Raw genomic sequence first — 16,736 nt, 5'->3', positions numbered from 1 at the left:
AAGGGAGGCTGATCAACCATATTCTCCGGTGAGAAAGTGGGAATTACAGGCTGCCAGCAAAGGAGATATCAACCAGATATTCCGGTTACCCTAAAATACGCAGATCACCCACTCACTCGACAAGCATGGCGTGTTTGCCTGATGATTCGGGTCCGCACGTCGGCCACTCCACGCCACCTCGCCTTGACCAGGAGCCTTGTACCTTGAGTTCGCAGAAAACCGTGACCGTTACACCGCCCAACTTCCCCCTCACTGGCAAGGTCGCGCCCCCCGGCTCCAAATCCATTACCAACCGTGCTCTGTTGCTCGCGGCACTGGCCAAGGGCACCAGCCGTTTGAGCGGCGCGCTCAAAAGCGATGACACACGCCATATGTCGGTCGCCCTGCGGCAGATGGGCGTCACCATCGACGAGCCGGACGACACCACCTTTGTCGTCACCAGCCAAGGCTCGCTGCAATTGCCGGCCCAGCCGTTGTTCCTCGGCAACGCCGGCACCGCCATGCGCTTTCTCACGGCTGCCGTCGCCACCGTGCAAGGCACCGTGGTACTGGACGGTGACGAGTACATGCAAAAACGCCCGATCGGCCCGCTGCTGGCCACCCTGGGCCAGAACGGCATCCAGGTCGACAGCCCCACCGGTTGCCCACCGGTAACGGTGCATGGCGCGGGCAAGGTCCAGGCCAGGCGTTTTGAGATTGACGGAGGCTTGTCCAGCCAGTACGTATCGGCCCTGCTGATGCTGGCGGCGTGCGGCGAAGCACCGATTGAAGTGGCGCTGACCGGCAAGGACATCGGCGCCCGTGGCTATGTGGACCTGACCCTCGATTGCATGCGTGCGTTCGGGGCCCAGGTAGACATCGTGGACGACACCACCTGGCGCGTGGCCCCCACGGGCTATACCGCCCATGATTACCTGATCGAACCCGACGCTTCCGCCGCCACTTACCTGTGGGCCGCAGAAGTACTGACCGGTGGCCGTATCGATATTGGTGTAGCCGCGCAGGATTTCACCCAGCCCGACGCCAAGGCACAGGCCGTGATCGCGCAATTCCCGAACATGCAGGCCACGGTGGTGGGTTCACAAATGCAGGATGCGATCCCGACCCTGGCGGTGCTCGCCGCATTCAACAATACCCCGGTGCGCTTCACTGAACTGGCGAACCTGCGCGTCAAGGAATGTGACCGCGTGCAGGCGCTGCACGATGGCCTCAACGAAATTCGCCCGGGCCTGGCGACCATCGAAGGTGATGACCTGCTGGTTGCCAGCGACCCCGCTTTGGCTGGCACCGCCTGCACCGCACTGATCGATACCCACGCCGACCATCGCATCGCCATGTGCTTTGCCCTGGCCGGGCTGAAAGTCTCGGGCATTCGCATCCAAGACCCTGATTGCGTAGCCAAGACCTACCCTGACTACTGGAAAGCGCTGGCCAGCCTGGGCGTTCACTTGAGCTACTGACACACAAACCTGTGGGAGCGAGCTTGCTCGCGAAAAACGTTAACCAAAACGCGTGTTTGCTGAATGAATGCGGCGCCTGTGAGTTTTTCGCGAGCAAGCTCGCTCCTACAACTGAACCTTGCCGGGAGCGTCAATGACCCTTCGCCAACCCTGCCCACCCGGCGCCTGTGTCTGCAACCGTGAACAACTGCTGGAAGCTCCCGGCGCTGATCTGCGCATTCTGCAACTGACGCGACAGCAGGAAAAAATCCTGCTGGAGCGCCTGGAAAACCTCAAGAGCCTGCAAGACCTCGAACACTTGCAACGGCGGATGTACGACCAACTCGGCATCCGCGTCCACATCGCGCCCGGGCATACCGAGGTCAAAAGCATGCGCGGGATCCAGATCGTCATCGACGAACTGCCGGGCATGTGCCGCAAGACCCGCCAGTCGATCCCCGCCTCCATTCGCCGTGGCCTGGAGAAAAACCCAGAGATTGCCTACCGCTTGCTCGACGCCCACGACCTGTTTCGCGACGCTTGAATTATCCCGCGATGGCCTCACGCTCAAACAACCCCTGCCCCACGGTCCGGGCCTTGTGCAAATGCGCCTGGGCCGTGCCACTTTCCGAGTCCAACAACAACTCGGAAGTGAGTACCCGCGCCCCGCAATAATCAAAGATGCCGTAGTCGATCTGGGTATTCATGGCCTTGGCATAACCGTGTCGATCGAAGGCGCTTTCGTCAGCCGCCCCCAGGGCCAGCACATGTACGTGCAAATGCCTGAGTTTCTTCTGCACCGGTGTATCGGGGCCGTAATCAATCGCCCAGCCATTGACGAATACGCGGTCGACCCAACCCTTGAGCAACGCTGGCATTGACCACCAGTAGATGGGGAACGCCAGCACCAGCGCGTCGGCGCGGTCTATGCGGGCCTGTTCGGCCTGCACGTCGGCTGGCGGCGTCGCCCGAGTACGGTGCACCCGATGGTCGGCGATGGTGTAGCGTGGATCGAACCCTTCAGCGGCAAGGTCGGCTATTTCAAAGGTGTGGCCAGAGGCGGTCAAGCCCGCGCCCACCTCGGCGGCCACACTGTGGGTGAGAGATTGCGGGTCGTGATGAGCAACTACGATCAGTGCGTGCATGACTTTGACTCCATTTGAGCTTAATCTACTTTTAGTAAGTTACGTCGAATAAGTTACTTTTGGTATATAAGCATGTCAAGCAGTGAATCCCCTGCCCCACGTCGTCGTTTGTCCCGTGAAGATCGCCTGCGCCAGTTACTCGACGTGGCCTGGCAATTAGTGCGTGACGAAGGCACCGACGCCCTGACTCTGGGCCGCCTGGCCGAGCTGGCGGGCGTCACCAAACCAGTGGTTTACGACCACTTCGCTACACGCGCAGGGTTGCTGGCCGCGCTGTATGCAGACTTCGACGCGCGCCAGGACCAGGTATTTGCCGATGCCATCGCCACCAGCAAGGCGACCCTTGAGGACCGCGCGTGGGTTATCGCGTCGTCGTATGTCGATTGTGTGTTGTTGCAAGGTCGGGAAATACCCGGGGTGATTGCCGCCTTGAGCGGTTCGCCGGAGTTGGAAGCATCCAAGCGCGAATACGAGGCGATCTTTCTCGATAAATGGGGTATCCGGATTTAATGGTTGATGGGGCTCCTTCACCCCACCAACCTTATACCACCCTCAGATGGTTGATAGATCGACCCCGTAATTGAGTTCCTCTGCGAAATCCGACAGTCCGTAACAGATGGTTTTCTTGTAGAATGGAGAGACCTTCGCAGTTGAGGCCTTCTTCTTGTGCTTCGTGGTGTAGAGCATTCGTGCCCGCATCACCTCGAAGGAGTAACCACGCCCTTCACGGTTCTTGTCCTTGGCCAGTCGGTTGATGGATTCCGTGTAAGCATTGGTGACGGGCATATCCGTCTCGAAGTAGGTCATGATCTCTTCGCGCCAGTTGCCCACCGCTCTGACCAGATCGCTCCAGATTTCCTTCTGGCCTTTCGGGACGGTGGCTATCCACTCGTCCAGGGCGGCTTCTGCCTGGGAGCGCGTGATGGCATCCCAGATGCCGTAGAAGTGCTCCTTGTGCTCGTAGGCGGCCAGCAGTTGCGGGAATGCGCCTGTCCAGGTCTCCATGATCAGCCGCTCTCGGTCTGAGACTTCGTGAGCGCGTTTCAGCAGGATTTTCCGGTCTCCCTTGAGGGTTCGGCTCTGGGAGGGTTTCAGCTCCTTTCTTAGGCCCTTGCGCACCTTCTCCAAGGCATCATTGGCCATGCGCACCACATGGAATTTATCGACCACGATACGGGCCTGTGGTAGCACCGTCTTGACCGCCGTACGGTAGGGGTTCCACATGTCCATGCTGACGATCTCGACCTTCTGCCGGTCTTTCAGCTTCATCAGGTAGTTGGTCACCAAGTCCTGCCGGCGGGTGGTCAGCAGGTCGAGCAGGGTTCTCTCCTCGATGTTGGTCAGAATGCAGCGGTAGCGCTTGTTCAGGTACAGCTCGTCTATACCCAGAATGCGAGGCGTCTCGAATCGGTGCCAGCGCCCCAGGAACTCGGCGCGAGCGCTGAAGATGTCGCGTACCGTCTTCTCGTCCAGGCCAGTCTGCGCCGCCACGAAGGTGTAGGGGTGGTTGAAGGATTCTTTCTCCACGTACTCATGCAGCCGCCGCGTCATGCGGAAGCCGTCCACCATCTCCGGTAGCTGGGGCCTGAAGGAGGTCTTGCAGGCCCGGCAGGTGTACCGGCGACGAACCACCCAGAGGGTGACCCGCTTGCCGTGGATGGGCAAATCACGATAAGGAACATCACGCTTGCCGAACCGCACGATTTCACCCTGCACGCCACATTTCTCGCACGCGATGGGATCGGGTGCGTCCACCTGGAAGTGCATTTCGTCGTCTGTCGACTTGGAGTCCCTGACCTCATAATTTGAGAGGTTAATAAGGCCAGTAACGAGACCCATCATTAATAACCTCGATGTCAGGCGCTGGATAGTTTCATTAACACCAACCCTGAAACAATGAGGATCGCAGCAATGATTCTCGCTGCATTAACCGGTTCAGCCAAAAATGCGATTCCGACAAGAAAAGCGCCTACAGCTCCTATTCCCGTCCAGATTGTGTAGGCAGTTCCGAGTGGAATAGTTCGCATGGCGACTGCTAACAGCCAGAAGCTGGCCACCATTGTAGAAATCGTGATGATCGATGGTAAGAGCCGACTGAAGCCATGAGATTGCTTCATTGTGTAAGCCCACACAATCTCAAGGACACCGGCAACGAGAAGATATACCCAAGGCATTGACCCCTCCGAAATATAACGGGGCCAGGTCGTCCTGGTCATTACTTCCCAAGGTGGGGGAGGTCGTCCTCCTATAGATGGACTGATACTAACCCGCGAAGGGAGGCTGATCAACCATATTCTCCGGTGAGAAAGTGGGAATTACAGGCTGCCAGCAAAGGAGATATCAACCAGATATTCCGGTTACCCCAAAAAAACAGTCATAACAAGCCATGAAAACCGCCACTGCGCCGTTACCACCGCTGCGTTCGGTCAAGGTTCTGGACCAGTTGCGTGAGCGCATACGCTACTTGCATTACAGCTTACGAACCGAACAGGCTTATGTCCACTGGGTTCGTGCCTTCATCCGTTTCCACGGTGTGCGTCACCCGGCAACCTTGGGCAGCAGCGAAGTCGAGGCATTTCTGTCCTGGCTGGCGAACGAGCGCAAGGTTTCGGTCTCCACGCATCGTCAGGCATTGGCGGCCTTGCTGTTCTTCTACGGCAAGGTGCTGTGCACGGATCTGCCCTGGCTTCAGGAGATCGGAAGACCTCGGCCGTCGCGGCGCTTGCCGGTGGTGCTGACCCCGGATGAAGTGGTTCGCATCCTCGGTTTTCTGGAAGGCGAGCATCGTTTGTTCGCCCAGCTTCTGTATGGAACGGGCATGCGGATCAGTGAGGGTTTGCAACTGCGGGTCAAGGATCTGGATTTCGATCACGGCACGATCATCGTGCGGGAGGGCAAGGGCTCCAAGGATCGGGCCTTGATGTTACCCGAGAGCTTGGCACCCAGCCTGCGCGAGCAGCTGTCGCGTGCACGGGCATGGTGGCTGAAGGACCAGGCCGAGGGCCGCAGCGGCGTTGCGCTTCCCGACGCCCTTGAGCGGAAGTATCCGCGCGCCGGGCATTCCTGGCCGTGGTTCTGGGTTTTTGCGCAGCACACGCATTCGACCGATCCACGGAGCGGTGTCGTGCGTCGCCATCACATGTATGACCAGACCTTTCAGCGCGCCTTCAAACGTGCCGTAGAACAAGCAGGCATCACGAAGCCCGCCACACCGCACACCCTCCGCCACTCGTTCGCGACGGCCTTGCTCCGCAGCGGTTACGACATTCGAACCGTGCAGGATCTGCTCGGCCATTCCGACGTCTCTACGACGATGATTTACACGCATGTGCTGAAAGTTGGCGGTGCCGGAGTGCGCTCACCGCTTGATGCGCTGCCGCCCCTCACTAGTGAGAGGTAGGGCAGCGCAAGTCAATCCTGGCGGATTCACTACCCCTGCGCGAAGGCCATCGGTGCCGCATCGAACGGCCGGTTGCGGAAAGTCCTCCCTGCGTCCGCTGATGGCCGGCAGCAGCCCGTCGTTGCCTGATGGATCCAACCCCTCCGCTGCTATAGTGCAGTCGGCTTCTGACGTTCAGTGCAGCCGTCTTCTGAAAACGACATTGGGTATCACCATGCGTTACGGCGGTTTCCTGGCTGTGGCGGGCATGAGCGCTGGTATCGCTCTAGCATCAGGCATGTGGTGGCATCTGTCGCGTTTCCCCGCTTACCGCGACCAGCTAAAGGGCCTATCGTTAATTAGTGTGTGCTTTGTGTCTGGATTAGCTATGGACAGCAATCTGACCTACTTGCTATGGGGGATCGGATTGCCGATGGAAATAGGAACGGTGAAGGCTGGAAAGATGGCTGAGGTGTACTGGCTTCCACCGCTCACGCTGCTGTATGCTGTATTTGGTTATGCTGTTCTGACTTACCTTGCCAAAAAGAAGAGTTGATTTTTTTGGTGACAAACATAGCGCACCAGGTAGGCGGCGCCGTCACCAAGCAGCCGGGATTAATTTTAGAGGCTCAAATATGAATTCAGATTTCGACCATGATGGCGACCCGATCACGATGACGGCACACGATAAGGCACTGGTGGCGGCTGAAATCATTGACATCGACTCGGAGCTGGCTCATTGCGACAACGACGCTTTGCGTGTCGAGTTGACACGCCAGCGCCGCCATCTTGCGGCAGAAGTCACGGCAGGTCGCCGCCTACCGCTGTCGGACACGGATGGAGCATAAGCGATGGCTCTATATTTTTTTCTTTTCGCTGCGTTTGCCTTAGTCGTGTCAATGCTTCTGCTGGCCTACGCGCTGAGAATTTCGCGGACGCGAAAATATGGCAGCCTCGGGGCGAGTCCCAAAACCCGCTTTGTCTCTATAGGGGCAACACGGCAGGGTAAGCCAACTTGGAGCAAAGACACGGCCTTGTTGCGAGAAATTCTTAAGCACGAACGCGAGCGTCATACCGAATAAAGAATGGTGAGTCGCGTTGCTCTTTTACAGTGTCGTCTTGTGCGACGTATTTTCAATTTTCCGGATATTTTTGACCTTTATCAAATAGGTAATATTGCTAAATAGAATTCTTTAGAATGCAATGTAACTAAATTTCTTGAGAGAGGATTCAAAATGGCACGGTTTAATATAGCTGTCTTGGTAGCGTTGGCACTGGCTGGGGGCAACGCCGCCGCGCAATCTACTGGAACTTTGAGCGCGAAGGCTGGATACAACCAGTTTTTCCCGCAGGTGAAGAGTGGCGATATAACCGGGGTGCCCGGTGCTAAAGTCGATGTGGGCGACGGCGGCGCGCCGTTCGCCAGCGCGGCCTATATGTTCAACGATAGCGTGTCGGCCGAGCTGGCTTTTGGGGTGCCGCCTAAGCTGGACATCGACGGTCGCGGCACCATCGAACAAGCCGGTAAGATTGCCGATGCTAAGGTGTGGTCGCCCATCTTGATGTTCCAGTACCGGTTCGGCCGTCCTGATTCGGCTTTCCGCCCGTATGTCGGACTGGGCGGAACGTACGTCAAATTCAGCAGCGTGACCACAACGCCTATTTTGAGTATGCTGACCAATCCAGGCGGTAAGACGACGGCGGCGATAGACAATGCTTGGGGTGCGGTGGCCCAAATTGGCGCTACATACAGCATTGAAAAGAATTGGTTTATCGACTGCTCTATTGTGCCCATGCGGGTTAAGACTACAGCTCACCTTTCAACCGGCCAATCGGTCAACGTGAAGGTGAATCCAGTCTTGGTCAATATCGCTGTGGGTTACAGGTTTTGATGATTAATTAACTGGACAGACTATGCAGGTTGCAAGAATTTATCAACGTGTCAGCACGGCCGACCAAGACTTGACGCGACAAGCGGCTATTGAGGCGGCCGCTACGGCGGCCGGCTTCTACATCGCTGGCGTCTACCGTGAAAAGGCTTCCGGCGCGCGCGCCGACCGGCCCGAGCTGCTGCGCATGATCGCTGACCTGCGGCCCGGCGATGTGGTCATCGCGGAGAGCATCGACCGCATCAGCCGGTTGCCGCTGGAGGAGGCTGAAAAGCTGGTCGCCTCGATCAAAGCAACTGGGGCCAAGCTATCGGTGCCGGGGATCGTGGACCTGTCGGACATCGCCGCCGCGTCCGATGGCGTCGCCAAGATCGTGCTGGAGTCTGTCCAGAATATGTTGCTTCGCCTCGCGCTACAAATGGCGAGGGATGAGTACGAACAGCGCCGCGAGCGGCAACGTCAAGGTGTGACGCTGGCTAAGATCGATGGCAAATACAAGGGCCGCAAAACCGATACGACGACCCATGAGCGCATTGTCACCTTGCGCGAAGCAAAAAAAACGATCGCTGAGACTGCGCGACTTGCGGGCTGTTCCCACAGCCAAGTCAAGCGGGTATGGGCAATGCACCAAGCTCAGACGGCGTAGACCTTCGGTAGCTCGTCCCATCGTGTGGTGTAGCACGGAGTCTTATTCTCCGACTTCATCGCCCATCGCTGCACCAATCCGGCCGAGCCTATGTGCAGAGCATCGCGACCGAATCGCTGATTCAGCGCATCGAGCGTCGCCATAACACGTGTCGATTGCTCTCGGGACGGCTGGGGATCGAATAGCGTGCCTTGGCTTATTGTATTGGCGCGCAAGTCCATCAGCATAACCCCCGCTTTCTTGTACTGAAATCCCTCGCGGTAGATGAGGGCCAGACCTTGCAACGCAGCGGCCGCCAATATACGGTTGTCGTCTGTCGGCTCGATCAGCGGCACGGTCAAGCCATTGCTGTACTGTGGGTCTTGTTCGCGGAATGGGTTGGTATGCACAAACACATGCACCGCACCGCAGAGCGAGCGTTGTCCGCGCAGCTTTTCGGCCGCCCTGGCGATATAGGTCGACACCGCTTCTTCAAGCTCCATGAGACTTACAGCCATTGTGCCGAACGACTTGGAGGACACGATTTCTTTGCGCGGCGGCGCTATCTCTTCCAGCGCAAGGCATGACAGGCCGCGCAGTTCCTGACAAGTGCGCTCCATCACCACCCCGAATCGAGCGCGAATGTCTCGCGGCGAGGCGTCTTTCAGATCCTGCACCGTGTTGATGCCCATATCGGCCAGCTTGGCAGCTATCCGGCGTCCCACTCCCCATACTTCGCCCACGTCGATACGCAAGAACAGCCAACGCATACGGGCGGCCGACATCGTAGTCAGGTCGCATACGCTATCGAACAGCGGGAATTTCTTTGCGATGTGGTTGGCTAGTTTGGCTTGCGTCTTCGACGCGCCCACACCCACGCACACCGGCAAGGAAGTCCATTGAAGGATGCGCTGCCGTATTTCTTGTCCCATCGCGGTAGGGCTGTCCCAAAGCCCGCCCATGCCGTTCAACGACAGGAAGGACTCATCTATCGAGTACACCTCTACGTGCGGGCTGTAGGTGCGCAGGATGGTCATGATTCGATTGCTCATGTCCCCATAAAGGCAGTAGTTCGAGCTTAGTCCAATAATGCCGTGCTGGCGGGCCAAGTCCTTCATCTGAAACCACGGAGTGCCCATCTTGACGCCCAGGGCTTTAACCTCGTTAGAGCGCGCTACAGCGCATCCGTCGTTGTTAGACAGCACGACTACCGGCCGCCCTTGCAGCTTTGGGTTAAAGGCCCGTTCGCAACTGACGTACATATTGTTCACGTCCACCAGTGCAAAGATTTGTTGGTGCGGGTCCGACATTTCACACCCTGTATTTTCTGATGACGGCAGACACCACGCCCCATACTTGCAATTCCTGCCCTTCGATTAGCCTGATAGGCTCATAGGCGCTGTTCTCCGGGTGCAACTCGATCACGCCTTGTCGCTTATGCAGCCGCTTGAGTGTGTAGTCTCCATCGATGACCGCCAACACGTAATGTCCGTGAATAGGCGTCACGGACCGGTCCACGAGAACGATATCGCCGCCTAGAATTCCGATGCCCGACATGCTGTCCCCCACGACTTCAAAGAAGAACGAAGCTTCTTTGTGCTGTATCAAAAAGGCATTCAGGTCCAAGCCTTTTTCTACGTAATCAGCGGCCGGGGAGGGGAATCCAGCCGATAGCTTGTGTTGCAGCAAGGGCCGGGTGCTGGGTTGCAGATCGAGCGCCGGGGCGAGGATCGCGCAGGGCGGCGACTGGTCTGCAAAGGGGGAGGGGAGGGAATGGTTCATTTTCTTAAATCCAATTACTGTGTTTTTGTACAGTATCGGCAGTATAGCGCCGCAAGTCCAGCGCTGGAAGGGCGGGCGTGGTTTATGTGTGAGCCGCCGCCCGCTCTGATCGCCAGATCGTTTAAGAACTAAAAGCAACTTCTGGGGCTTTTTTTCGCGTACGCGAAAAAACCGGGATGCCCGTTCCGGAGCGCGGTCGCTTACGCTCCCTTGGTCGCTGCGCGACTGGGCGATGAAGCCGCCCACCCCTCCAGGCCACGCCTAGCCAACCCCAACCCCAACCCCAACCCCAACCCCAACCCCAACCCCAACCCCAACCCCAACCCCAACCCCAACCCCAACCCCAACCCCAACCCCGCACTGTACGTACTTGGTGACGCCGCGGTGCTCCTGCAGGAGTTGGCCAGTCACCAAAAAGCGCAACGGTGAAGCGGCTTTTCTTGGTGACGCCGGCGCGCACCAGGTCCGCGATCGTTGTCACCAAAAACGATTGGTGACGCCAGGCCGTCGCCGGCGCCGCGACCGTGTCACCAAACCCGCGATTCGATCCCTCGACGTTCCGGGCCTGTCGCATCGGGGCTGGCCGGGGTCGGCCCGGCCAAACCCGCCCCTACATGCTCCAGCGTGGCAGGGGGTGCCGTCCTTCGGCGGCATCCCGACATTCGTCGGGACTTGAGCCGCCCCCGTTTGCTTTGCTCATCCGTTCTTAAAACCGGCTTGGCAGTACCGGGGTAGGGGGCGGCCAGCGGCAGGGAAGGGGGGCGGGTGGTCTCGTATGGCTCATATGTTGGCTATTCAAACTAGCTATCGTTATTGATTTTTCGATTAACAAAAATGTGTCTAAAAGACAGCATTGACAACTGTAATCGGTTGTCAAAAGGGTTGTCATGAACTATAATAATTACATGGTGGACGAAACGATTCACCAGCAAAAAAACAGTAATTCGTCAACGTAAGTAACCGGAGATTTAAGAATGAACATTAATGCTAAAAGTTTCTGGCTTGGATTTATTACGGCAGCAATCATCATCCTGCCGACTGTGGTTGTCTTGTTCTACAAGCTCGATCAAATGTTCGATCTTCATTAAGTTCACGGCCCCGGTTAAGGCCGGGGCCAATCGGAAACCTCACTTTCAAGGAGAATCAAAATGGCCTCAGTCAACAAAGTAATCATCGTCGGCAACCTCGGTCGCAATCCAGATATCCGCTACTTGCCAAGCGGCGATGCTATCGCCAATATCGCGGTAGCGACCAGCTACCAGCACAAGGACCGTAATACCGGCGAACAGAAGGAGATAACCGAGTGGCACCGTATTACTTTCTTCGGCCGCCTTGCCGAAATCGTCGGCCAGTATCTGAAAAAGGGCTCGTCGGTCTACGTGGAAGGCCGCTTGCAAACGCGCAAGTACGTTAAGGATGGCGTGGATCACTACGCAACCGATATCATCGCGGAGCAAATGCAAATGCTGGGCGGCCCGGCCGGTGCTAACCGCGACGCCAGCCAGCAACAAGCAGACAGCCAGCAGGAAACCCCGGCCAGCGCTCCAGCCGCGCCAGCCGCGACGCCAGCGCCCGCAGCGGCCGCGCCTAAAGGCAAGAACAAACCGCGTGCAGCACCGCAGCCTGAAGGCGCAGAGCGTGACTCTGATATTCCGTTCTAATCAGGTGCTTGTCATGCTGGTATTTTCCCAGCATGACAAGCAAAATGTGTTGCCATTGGTAGGGCGAGACTATAATTGCCCCCGGATAATGATGCTAAATCAGTCAACGTACAGAAATTAAGAGGCTCCTATGAGTATCCTTGCTGTGACAAACCAGAAAAGTGTCGGTAAAACGACCATTGTGTTCAACTTGACCCACAGGGCCGCCGACGCCGACAAGAGCGTTTTGATTGTGTCACTCGATGCACAGGGCAGCCTTGAACTGGTCTTGCCCAAGGCTGACGAGTCGCAGACGAATTTGATGGCCTACGAACTTTTCGAAGAAGAGTTGCCATCGACGCCGCTCGAATATCTGACCGATAAAGTCGCTTTCGTGCGCGCCCGCGATCCTAGGATGTTCGACCTGGACACGAAGGGCGAGGACTACGTCAAACGGTTCAGGAAGAACTTGCGCAAGCTCGCCAAGGACTTCGATTTTTGCATCATCGACACCCCTGGCCGCATTTGCATGCCGCTGACCGCCAGCATGGCCGCCGCCGATGTGGTGCTGTGCCCTACATCGATGGGTCTGTTCGAGCTGGACGCGCTGTCCCAGCTTTGGAAGTTCATCCAGTCCATCAAAAAGGGCGGCACCAATCCGCAATTGCGCTTGTTGGGCATTCTTCCGAGCCTCATCAACACCAAGAGCAAGGACGAGTTGAAAGGGCTGGACCAGCTGCGCCAGAGTTTCGGCAAGGCCGTGTTGCCTATGCAATTGTCGCGCAATGCAGCCGTCCACAAGTCGATCATCAACCGCCGCCCGGTTTGGCAGAATACCAACGGACAGGGCCACCGCAACGCCGCCGCAGAGTGGAAACACGTGTGCGATTTTGTTCTGACGAACATGGGAGTATTGAAATGAAAAAGAATTCTTTGTCGGCCAAGACTGCGGCCCCGAAAGTGACCGGCAACGCCTTCGCCGGTATGAGCGACGTGTTGAGCGCTGGATTTGGCGACATCATCAATGAAAGCGAATACAACGTCGCAGTGCTCAAGCTGACTGACATCTACGTCAGCCCTCAGATTCGTGAGGAAATGGAGGACGAAGAAAATACGATGGCCGAAATGCAAGCGAGCGTTGAGGAGCACGGCGTTTTCCAAACCGTACTAGTGCGGCCGATGGAGAACGGTCCAGCACCTTACGAACTTGTGGCTGGTGGACGGCGGTATAAGGGATCGGAGCTAGCAGGAAAATTGGATATTCCGGCTCTCATCAAAAAGATGACGGACGCCGAAAAGGCCACCATCCAGATGCAGGAGAACATCCAGCGCAAGAACCTGACCCAGTTGGAACTTGCTAAAAGCATTCAGAAGGATTTAGACCAACTGGGCAGCGTCGAGGCAGTATTGGCGAAGCATAAGAAAGGCCGCGCTTGGCTCTCGCAAATCACTGGTTTGCTCAAGCTGCCTGAGCAAGCGAAACGTCTTGTCACTGAGAGAATCAGCGCCGATCTGGACGTGATTAACAGCGTGAAGGTGATCGAGAAGCACGACCCGGACGCCGCGAAAGAACTGGTAGACGACCTGAAACAGTCGAAAGGCAAGAAAGACTCGCGCAAGCAGGTAGCCGAAGTTAAAGCCAAGGTAAAGCCAAAAGCGGAGAAGGGCGAGAAGGCCAAACAGGTGACGGCCGCCGACAAGACCGAGGACATTTTCGCGTCCGCGAAAATCGATGCCCCGATCCCGCAACAGCCGGAAGAACCTGAGCTGGACGACCGACCCGGCCCGGCGCTGGCACCGTGGGATATTCTGACCAACGCTTACAGCCTGATCTACGAAAGCGGGGCCAATCCGAAAATGTTCATGGAAACGCTGGCGCCAGAGGATCGGGCGAACGCAAAGGATTGGCTGGAATCGATGTTCAAGGCGGGCCGCGCATGCAAAACCCTTTCGCAATCCATTATGAAGGGATTGCGGGATCACACCTTTGCGGAGGAAGGACCGGGCGCATTCGCCATGATCGCTTTCTTGCAAGGAGCAGATATCGAAGTGGAAACCTTCAACGCGATTGATATACTAGGCCAAGTTAAGAAGTAGCCGAAATAGGGCGGGGCGCTAACGTCCCGCCCTCAATGATTTTGAGGGTAGATTATGGCAAGAGAAAAACTTCGGCGCATGACCGCAGCCGACTTTGATTCAGTCCGACCGCTATTGAAAAACGTCAGCGATGACCGAGCCGCCGCCGCAAGGGCGGCGCTTGTCGATGGGGAAACGCTTGCAGTGATAGCGCAGCGGCATGGGTGCAGCCGTTCAGCGGTTAACGGAGCCGTAGGGACGTTTTGGAACCGATTGGAGGAATACCACGAGGCGCAGCGCGCAGCGGCCCATGCGGGCCTTCTGGTGCCTCCAGGCTGGGAAGTAGTGACGCTGGTAGCGCCGAGCGCACTGGTAACGAAATTTCGCGCCGAAATCGCGTTGGCGGCCGCCGACGAGCACAAACCCGCCTCAGCATAAAAAAACCCGGCCACGCCTAAGCGCACCGGGTATCAAGTCAACGTAAGCCGAATCGAAAAGACCCCGACTTAACGGGGCAGATTGTAACACACCGCCTTACCTCCCAAGACCGTCGCCAGTCCCGCCGCCTTCCGCATACCGCCCCACTGACGGCCGGTTTTCCAATGCGTGCGGAAAGCAAACGGGGGCGGCTCAAGTCCCGACGAATGTCGGGATGCCGCCGAAGGACGGCACCCCCTGTCACGCTGGAGCATGTAGGGGCGGTTTGGCCGGGCCAACCCCGGCCAGCCCCGATGCGACAGGCCCGGAGCGGCGAGGGATCGAAACGTTACCGGTTTAGCGCGATGACCAGCCACCACGCCCAAACGAACACCAGAATAAAACCAAAGAACGGTATGTGTGCCCATCGCATGAACAGAATCGATAGCAGACCCCGGCCAGCCTTGGCAGCAATGGTTTTGAGTATAGACATAGCAAGCCTCCTTTTGGATTGGTCACAGATCCAGCCAAACCTGGCGCGCCGGCTGTCACCAAACGGCGCTACTTGGCGAATTGGTCGTCAAACGTCTTGTTTCGTTCAGTGGCGACATTTTTTTCGCTGCGGTCGAGGGCCAAGTAACCGACCACGGATGACAGCAACACGACGATGATTACTATGATTGGCATTTTGCGCATGATGGTTTCCTTTGAGTGCAATAGTTATTGCATGTAGTGCATGTATAACAATAGTGTGCTTCCCGCCACGATACCACCAATCACCGCATGCACAGTTGCGGTAATCCATCGCCCCATCTTTTGTTCTCTCGCTTCTTCACTGGCGACAGCCAGTTCGTCGGCTGCTGCCGATATTCTCGATACAGCCTGTTTGACTTCAACATGCATGGCTTCCATTATTTCAGCCCTTGCGTTTGTCGCTGCCTGTAATGCCGCCGCTTTGTGTTGGATATTCGCCCGCTCAACCAGATTGTTAGATGCCGACACCATGCCGTTACGCAGTTCAACCATTTTGCCAATGCGTTCGTCCAGTTCGGCATTGTTGTTATCTTGAACAACTTTAAATGCCGCGATGCTTTCCTCAAGCATCGCTTCATTTAACGCCACTAACGTAAATATCGGGTCCGTGGCGTCAACACGAACGCCGGTTTTCTCGAAGATCGCCGTTCGCAGCTTCTGAATATCCATTACCATTCCACCGTATCAAGCTTTTTGTAAATGTCACCAATTACCGTTTTGAGGCGACTACGTTCCAGAACGTTAAAATTATGGTTGTCCAGTACTTCGCTCAACGTCAATCGCAGTTTTTGCATGCGTTTGATATCATCGCCGAAGGTGTCAGAGTTGCGACCTTGCATCAGCACTACCCCGCGAACATTATCGGCATTTTTTACAAATATGTCCGACTGTACGAAGTTTTCAGTAGTTCCCCAGCTCGCATTCTCGTTCAACCAAATCACCATTGGGCAAGAGGTTTGTTTCGCCAGCGATACAAACCCCGACATGGTATCTTTCAGGTTATCCCCACCACCGATGATGGTATGGATGTACACCGTTTTCCCCGATTCTTGCAGCAGGTCAATAAAGCTGTTTTCCATCAAATAGGACATTAGCGGCGAGAAGGTGTTAGCCCCGTTGTCGATGACAATATTCTTGTCATCTTCCGCGAGTATATCTAGCAACATCTTGTCGAACATTTTGCGGTTGATGGTACGGTCTTCGTTCATGACATCGACCGGCTGCACGTTCAACGCCTTATAAGCGGCAAGCGTAGCGTTTTCTTGATCGGTATCGAAACACTTCAATGTGCCCGGAAACTTCTCCTGTATATATTGTGCAATGATTGTTGACACCAACGTTTTACCGATGCCGCCTTTACCTTGCAATACAAAGTGAACAGTATTTTTCATAGTTTATTCCGTTTGTTTTCCTGATTTGTCATGTTTAAATAAGGTAGAGCGCGCATCTTCTTTCTGTTCTGCTAAACGCCTTTGAAGTTTAGCGGCCTGTGATTCGTTTATGTTCTTGCCGATGTCTTCAACGGTTTGCTTATCGGCATTGGTTGAAGTTATCGGTTGTGAAATCTTTTTTGCAAATCGTCGTACGGCTTCTCGCGATACGACAACATTATTCTCTGCTAGCCATTGGCGTATTTGATCGTCAGTGTATCCTTTGGCTTTCAGCGCACCTATTTGTTGCTCGTATTGTTTAAGCCGGGAAACCTTTTTGCCCGGCTGGACCTTGCTCACGAATTCGTCGATGTCCATGTTGTTTTGTGTTTCCGTTTTGTTGTTACTTGGTATCCGGCCAGCGTGCCGGTGGCACTGGT

General features: G+C 56.2%; 22 protein-coding genes. 12 read left to right on the top strand and 10 right to left on the bottom strand.

From position 1 onward, the window contains the following. Positions 1–203: 203 nt before the first annotated feature. Positions 204–1,460: a 3-phosphoshikimate 1-carboxyvinyltransferase gene (locus AC0IYS_RS00345; RefSeq protein WP_034127624.1), complete on the top strand. Its 1,257-nt coding sequence runs from the start codon at positions 204–206 to the stop codon at positions 1,458–1,460. Between the two features lie 133 nt (positions 1,461–1,593). After that, positions 1,594–1,983 carry a hypothetical protein gene (locus tag AC0IYS_RS00340; RefSeq protein WP_471639644.1) on the top strand — a complete coding sequence of 130 codons (390 nt, stop codon included), beginning with the start codon at positions 1,594–1,596 and terminating at the stop codon, positions 1,981–1,983. Position 1,984: 1 nt separating this feature from the next. Here the strand turns inward: AC0IYS_RS00340 and AC0IYS_RS00335 are convergent, their stop codons facing one another. Further along, a complete protein-coding gene (locus tag AC0IYS_RS00335) occupies positions 1,985–2,584 on the bottom strand; it encodes an NAD(P)H-dependent oxidoreductase (protein ID WP_054898696.1) in 600 nt (199 codons plus the stop codon). A gap of 72 nt (positions 2,585–2,656) precedes the next feature. On the opposite strand from AC0IYS_RS00335, the gene AC0IYS_RS00330 reads away from it, so the two are divergent. Further along, a complete protein-coding gene (locus tag AC0IYS_RS00330) occupies positions 2,657–3,094 on the top strand; it encodes a TetR/AcrR family transcriptional regulator (protein WP_471639643.1) in 438 nt (145 codons plus the stop codon). Positions 3,095–3,136: 42 nt separating this feature from the next. Here AC0IYS_RS00330 and AC0IYS_RS00325 read toward each other — a convergent pair whose 3' ends face one another. Both AC0IYS_RS00325 and AC0IYS_RS00320 read right to left on the bottom strand, forming a co-directional pair. Beyond that, positions 3,137–4,426, bottom strand: a complete 1,290-nt coding sequence (locus AC0IYS_RS00325) for an ISL3 family transposase (RefSeq protein ID WP_023343400.1) — start codon at positions 4,424–4,426, stop codon at positions 3,137–3,139. A 14-nt stretch (positions 4,427–4,440) separates the two neighbouring features. Then, a complete protein-coding gene (locus AC0IYS_RS00320) occupies positions 4,441–4,758 on the bottom strand; it encodes a DMT family transporter (protein ID WP_032429244.1) in 318 nt (105 codons plus the stop codon). A gap of 212 nt (positions 4,759–4,970) precedes the next feature. Here AC0IYS_RS00320 and intI1 point away from each other — a divergent pair, with 212 nt between their 5' ends. The 5 genes from intI1 to AC0IYS_RS00295 all read left to right on the top strand — a co-directional run bounded on the left by intI1 (position 4,971) and on the right by AC0IYS_RS00295 (position 8,498). Then, the gene (intI1, locus tag AC0IYS_RS00315) at positions 4,971–5,984 is read left to right on the top strand and encodes a class 1 integron integrase IntI1 (RefSeq protein ID WP_000845048.1); all 1,014 of its coding nucleotides are present in this window, start codon (positions 4,971–4,973) and stop codon (positions 5,982–5,984) included. A 202-nt stretch (positions 5,985–6,186) separates the two neighbouring features. Then, complete coding sequence (locus AC0IYS_RS00310; RefSeq protein ID WP_471703327.1) at positions 6,187–6,519, top strand: hypothetical protein; 333 nt, start codon at positions 6,187–6,189, stop codon at positions 6,517–6,519. 79 nt (positions 6,520–6,598) lie between these two features. Continuing rightward, on the top strand, positions 6,599–6,811 hold the full coding sequence (locus AC0IYS_RS00305) for a hypothetical protein (RefSeq protein ID WP_471703326.1): 213 nt from the start codon (positions 6,599–6,601) through the stop codon (positions 6,809–6,811). A 387-nt stretch (positions 6,812–7,198) separates the two neighbouring features. Next, entirely contained in the window at positions 7,199–7,855 is a 657-nt protein-coding gene (locus AC0IYS_RS00300; protein WP_471703325.1) for an OmpW/AlkL family protein, read from the top strand. Positions 7,856–7,877: 22 nt separating this feature from the next. Continuing rightward, on the top strand, positions 7,878–8,498 hold the full coding sequence (locus tag AC0IYS_RS00295; RefSeq protein WP_471703324.1) for a recombinase family protein: 621 nt from the start codon (positions 7,878–7,880) through the stop codon (positions 8,496–8,498). Here AC0IYS_RS00295 and AC0IYS_RS00290 read toward each other — a convergent pair. Both AC0IYS_RS00290 and AC0IYS_RS00285 read right to left on the bottom strand, forming a co-directional pair. Then, positions 8,486–9,787 (bottom strand): Y-family DNA polymerase, encoded by a 1,302-nt coding sequence (locus AC0IYS_RS00290; protein ID WP_471703323.1) that lies wholly within the window; start codon positions 9,785–9,787, stop codon positions 8,486–8,488. The two genes, AC0IYS_RS00295 and AC0IYS_RS00290, sit on opposite strands and share 13 nt — an antisense overlap. 1 nt (position 9,788) lies before the next feature. After that, on the bottom strand, positions 9,789–10,259 hold the full coding sequence (locus AC0IYS_RS00285) for a LexA family protein (RefSeq protein WP_471703322.1): 471 nt from the start codon (positions 10,257–10,259) through the stop codon (positions 9,789–9,791). Between the two features lie 1,148 nt (positions 10,260–11,407). On the opposite strand from AC0IYS_RS00285, the gene ssb reads away from it, so the two are divergent. From ssb to AC0IYS_RS00265, 4 genes are all read left to right on the top strand, one after another. After that, complete coding sequence (gene ssb, locus AC0IYS_RS00280) at positions 11,408–11,920, top strand: single-stranded DNA-binding protein (RefSeq protein WP_471703321.1); 513 nt, start codon at positions 11,408–11,410, stop codon at positions 11,918–11,920. A gap of 130 nt (positions 11,921–12,050) precedes the next feature. Further along, positions 12,051–12,821: a ParA family protein gene (locus tag AC0IYS_RS00275; RefSeq protein WP_471703320.1), complete on the top strand. Its 771-nt coding sequence runs from the start codon at positions 12,051–12,053 to the stop codon at positions 12,819–12,821. Beyond that, on the top strand, positions 12,818–13,996 hold the full coding sequence (locus AC0IYS_RS00270) for a ParB/RepB/Spo0J family partition protein (protein WP_471703319.1): 1,179 nt from the start codon (positions 12,818–12,820) through the stop codon (positions 13,994–13,996). The genes AC0IYS_RS00275 and AC0IYS_RS00270 overlap by 4 nt, the downstream gene beginning before the upstream one ends. Positions 13,997–14,050: 54 nt before the next feature. After that, entirely contained in the window at positions 14,051–14,413 is a 363-nt protein-coding gene (locus AC0IYS_RS00265; RefSeq protein WP_471703318.1) for a TrfB-related DNA-binding protein, read from the top strand. 328 nt (positions 14,414–14,741) lie between these two features. Here the strand turns inward: AC0IYS_RS00265 and AC0IYS_RS00260 are convergent, their stop codons facing one another. The 5 genes from AC0IYS_RS00260 to AC0IYS_RS00240 form a co-directional block, all read right to left on the bottom strand. Then, complete coding sequence (locus tag AC0IYS_RS00260; RefSeq protein ID WP_471703317.1) at positions 14,742–14,885, bottom strand: hypothetical protein; 144 nt, start codon at positions 14,883–14,885, stop codon at positions 14,742–14,744. A 68-nt stretch (positions 14,886–14,953) separates the two neighbouring features. Then, positions 14,954–15,088: a hypothetical protein gene (locus AC0IYS_RS00255; protein ID WP_471703316.1), complete on the bottom strand. Its 135-nt coding sequence runs from the start codon at positions 15,086–15,088 to the stop codon at positions 14,954–14,956. Positions 15,089–15,112: 24 nt separating this feature from the next. Continuing rightward, positions 15,113–15,595 carry a hypothetical protein gene (locus tag AC0IYS_RS00250; protein ID WP_471703315.1) on the bottom strand — a complete coding sequence of 161 codons (483 nt, stop codon included), beginning with the start codon at positions 15,593–15,595 and terminating at the stop codon, positions 15,113–15,115. Continuing rightward, entirely contained in the window at positions 15,595–16,317 is a 723-nt protein-coding gene (locus AC0IYS_RS00245; protein WP_471703314.1) for a P-loop NTPase family protein, read from the bottom strand. Before AC0IYS_RS00245 ends, AC0IYS_RS00250 begins: the two co-directional genes overlap by 1 nt. 3 nt (positions 16,318–16,320) lie before the next feature. After that, positions 16,321–16,674: a hypothetical protein gene (locus tag AC0IYS_RS00240; protein ID WP_471703313.1), complete on the bottom strand. Its 354-nt coding sequence runs from the start codon at positions 16,672–16,674 to the stop codon at positions 16,321–16,323. Positions 16,675–16,736 lie beyond the last annotated feature (62 nt).

The sequence above is a fragment of the Duganella sp. AC237 genome (genome assembly GCF_979254035.1).
The sequence above is the reverse complement of the archived record's forward strand: the minus strand, read 5'-3'. Positions and strand labels throughout refer to the sequence as shown.

Bases quoted from the DNA above. Each gene is read 5' to 3' on its own strand.
- AC0IYS_RS00340 (WP_471639644.1), top strand. From the start codon at position 1,594: ATGACCCTTCGCCAACCCTGCCCACCCGGCGCCTGTGTCTGCAACCGT.
- AC0IYS_RS00335 (WP_054898696.1), bottom strand. From the start codon at position 2,584: ATGCACGCACTGATCGTAGTTGCTCATCACGACCCGCAATCTCTCACC.
- AC0IYS_RS00330 (WP_471639643.1), top strand. From the start codon at position 2,657: ATGTCAAGCAGTGAATCCCCTGCCCCACGTCGTCGTTTGTCCCGTGAA.
- AC0IYS_RS00325 (WP_023343400.1), bottom strand. From the start codon at position 4,426: ATGATGGGTCTCGTTACTGGCCTTATTAACCTCTCAAATTATGAGGTC.
- AC0IYS_RS00320 (WP_032429244.1), bottom strand. From the start codon at position 4,758: ATGCCTTGGGTATATCTTCTCGTTGCCGGTGTCCTTGAGATTGTGTGG.
- intI1 (WP_000845048.1), top strand. From the start codon at position 4,971: ATGAAAACCGCCACTGCGCCGTTACCACCGCTGCGTTCGGTCAAGGTT.
- AC0IYS_RS00305 (WP_471703326.1), top strand. From the start codon at position 6,599: ATGAATTCAGATTTCGACCATGATGGCGACCCGATCACGATGACGGCA.
- AC0IYS_RS00300 (WP_471703325.1), top strand. From the start codon at position 7,199: ATGGCACGGTTTAATATAGCTGTCTTGGTAGCGTTGGCACTGGCTGGG.
- AC0IYS_RS00295 (WP_471703324.1), top strand. From the start codon at position 7,878: ATGCAGGTTGCAAGAATTTATCAACGTGTCAGCACGGCCGACCAAGAC.
- AC0IYS_RS00290 (WP_471703323.1), bottom strand. From the start codon at position 9,787: ATGTCGGACCCGCACCAACAAATCTTTGCACTGGTGGACGTGAACAAT.
- AC0IYS_RS00285 (WP_471703322.1), bottom strand. From the start codon at position 10,259: ATGAACCATTCCCTCCCCTCCCCCTTTGCAGACCAGTCGCCGCCCTGC.
- ssb (WP_471703321.1), top strand. From the start codon at position 11,408: ATGGCCTCAGTCAACAAAGTAATCATCGTCGGCAACCTCGGTCGCAAT.
- AC0IYS_RS00275 (WP_471703320.1), top strand. From the start codon at position 12,051: ATGAGTATCCTTGCTGTGACAAACCAGAAAAGTGTCGGTAAAACGACC.
- AC0IYS_RS00270 (WP_471703319.1), top strand. From the start codon at position 12,818: ATGAAAAAGAATTCTTTGTCGGCCAAGACTGCGGCCCCGAAAGTGACC.
- AC0IYS_RS00265 (WP_471703318.1), top strand. From the start codon at position 14,051: ATGGCAAGAGAAAAACTTCGGCGCATGACCGCAGCCGACTTTGATTCA.
- AC0IYS_RS00260 (WP_471703317.1), bottom strand. From the start codon at position 14,885: ATGTCTATACTCAAAACCATTGCTGCCAAGGCTGGCCGGGGTCTGCTA.
- AC0IYS_RS00255 (WP_471703316.1), bottom strand. From the start codon at position 15,088: ATGCGCAAAATGCCAATCATAGTAATCATCGTCGTGTTGCTGTCATCC.
- AC0IYS_RS00250 (WP_471703315.1), bottom strand. From the start codon at position 15,595: ATGGATATTCAGAAGCTGCGAACGGCGATCTTCGAGAAAACCGGCGTT.
- AC0IYS_RS00245 (WP_471703314.1), bottom strand. From the start codon at position 16,317: ATGAAAAATACTGTTCACTTTGTATTGCAAGGTAAAGGCGGCATCGGT.
- AC0IYS_RS00240 (WP_471703313.1), bottom strand. From the start codon at position 16,674: ATGGACATCGACGAATTCGTGAGCAAGGTCCAGCCGGGCAAAAAGGTT.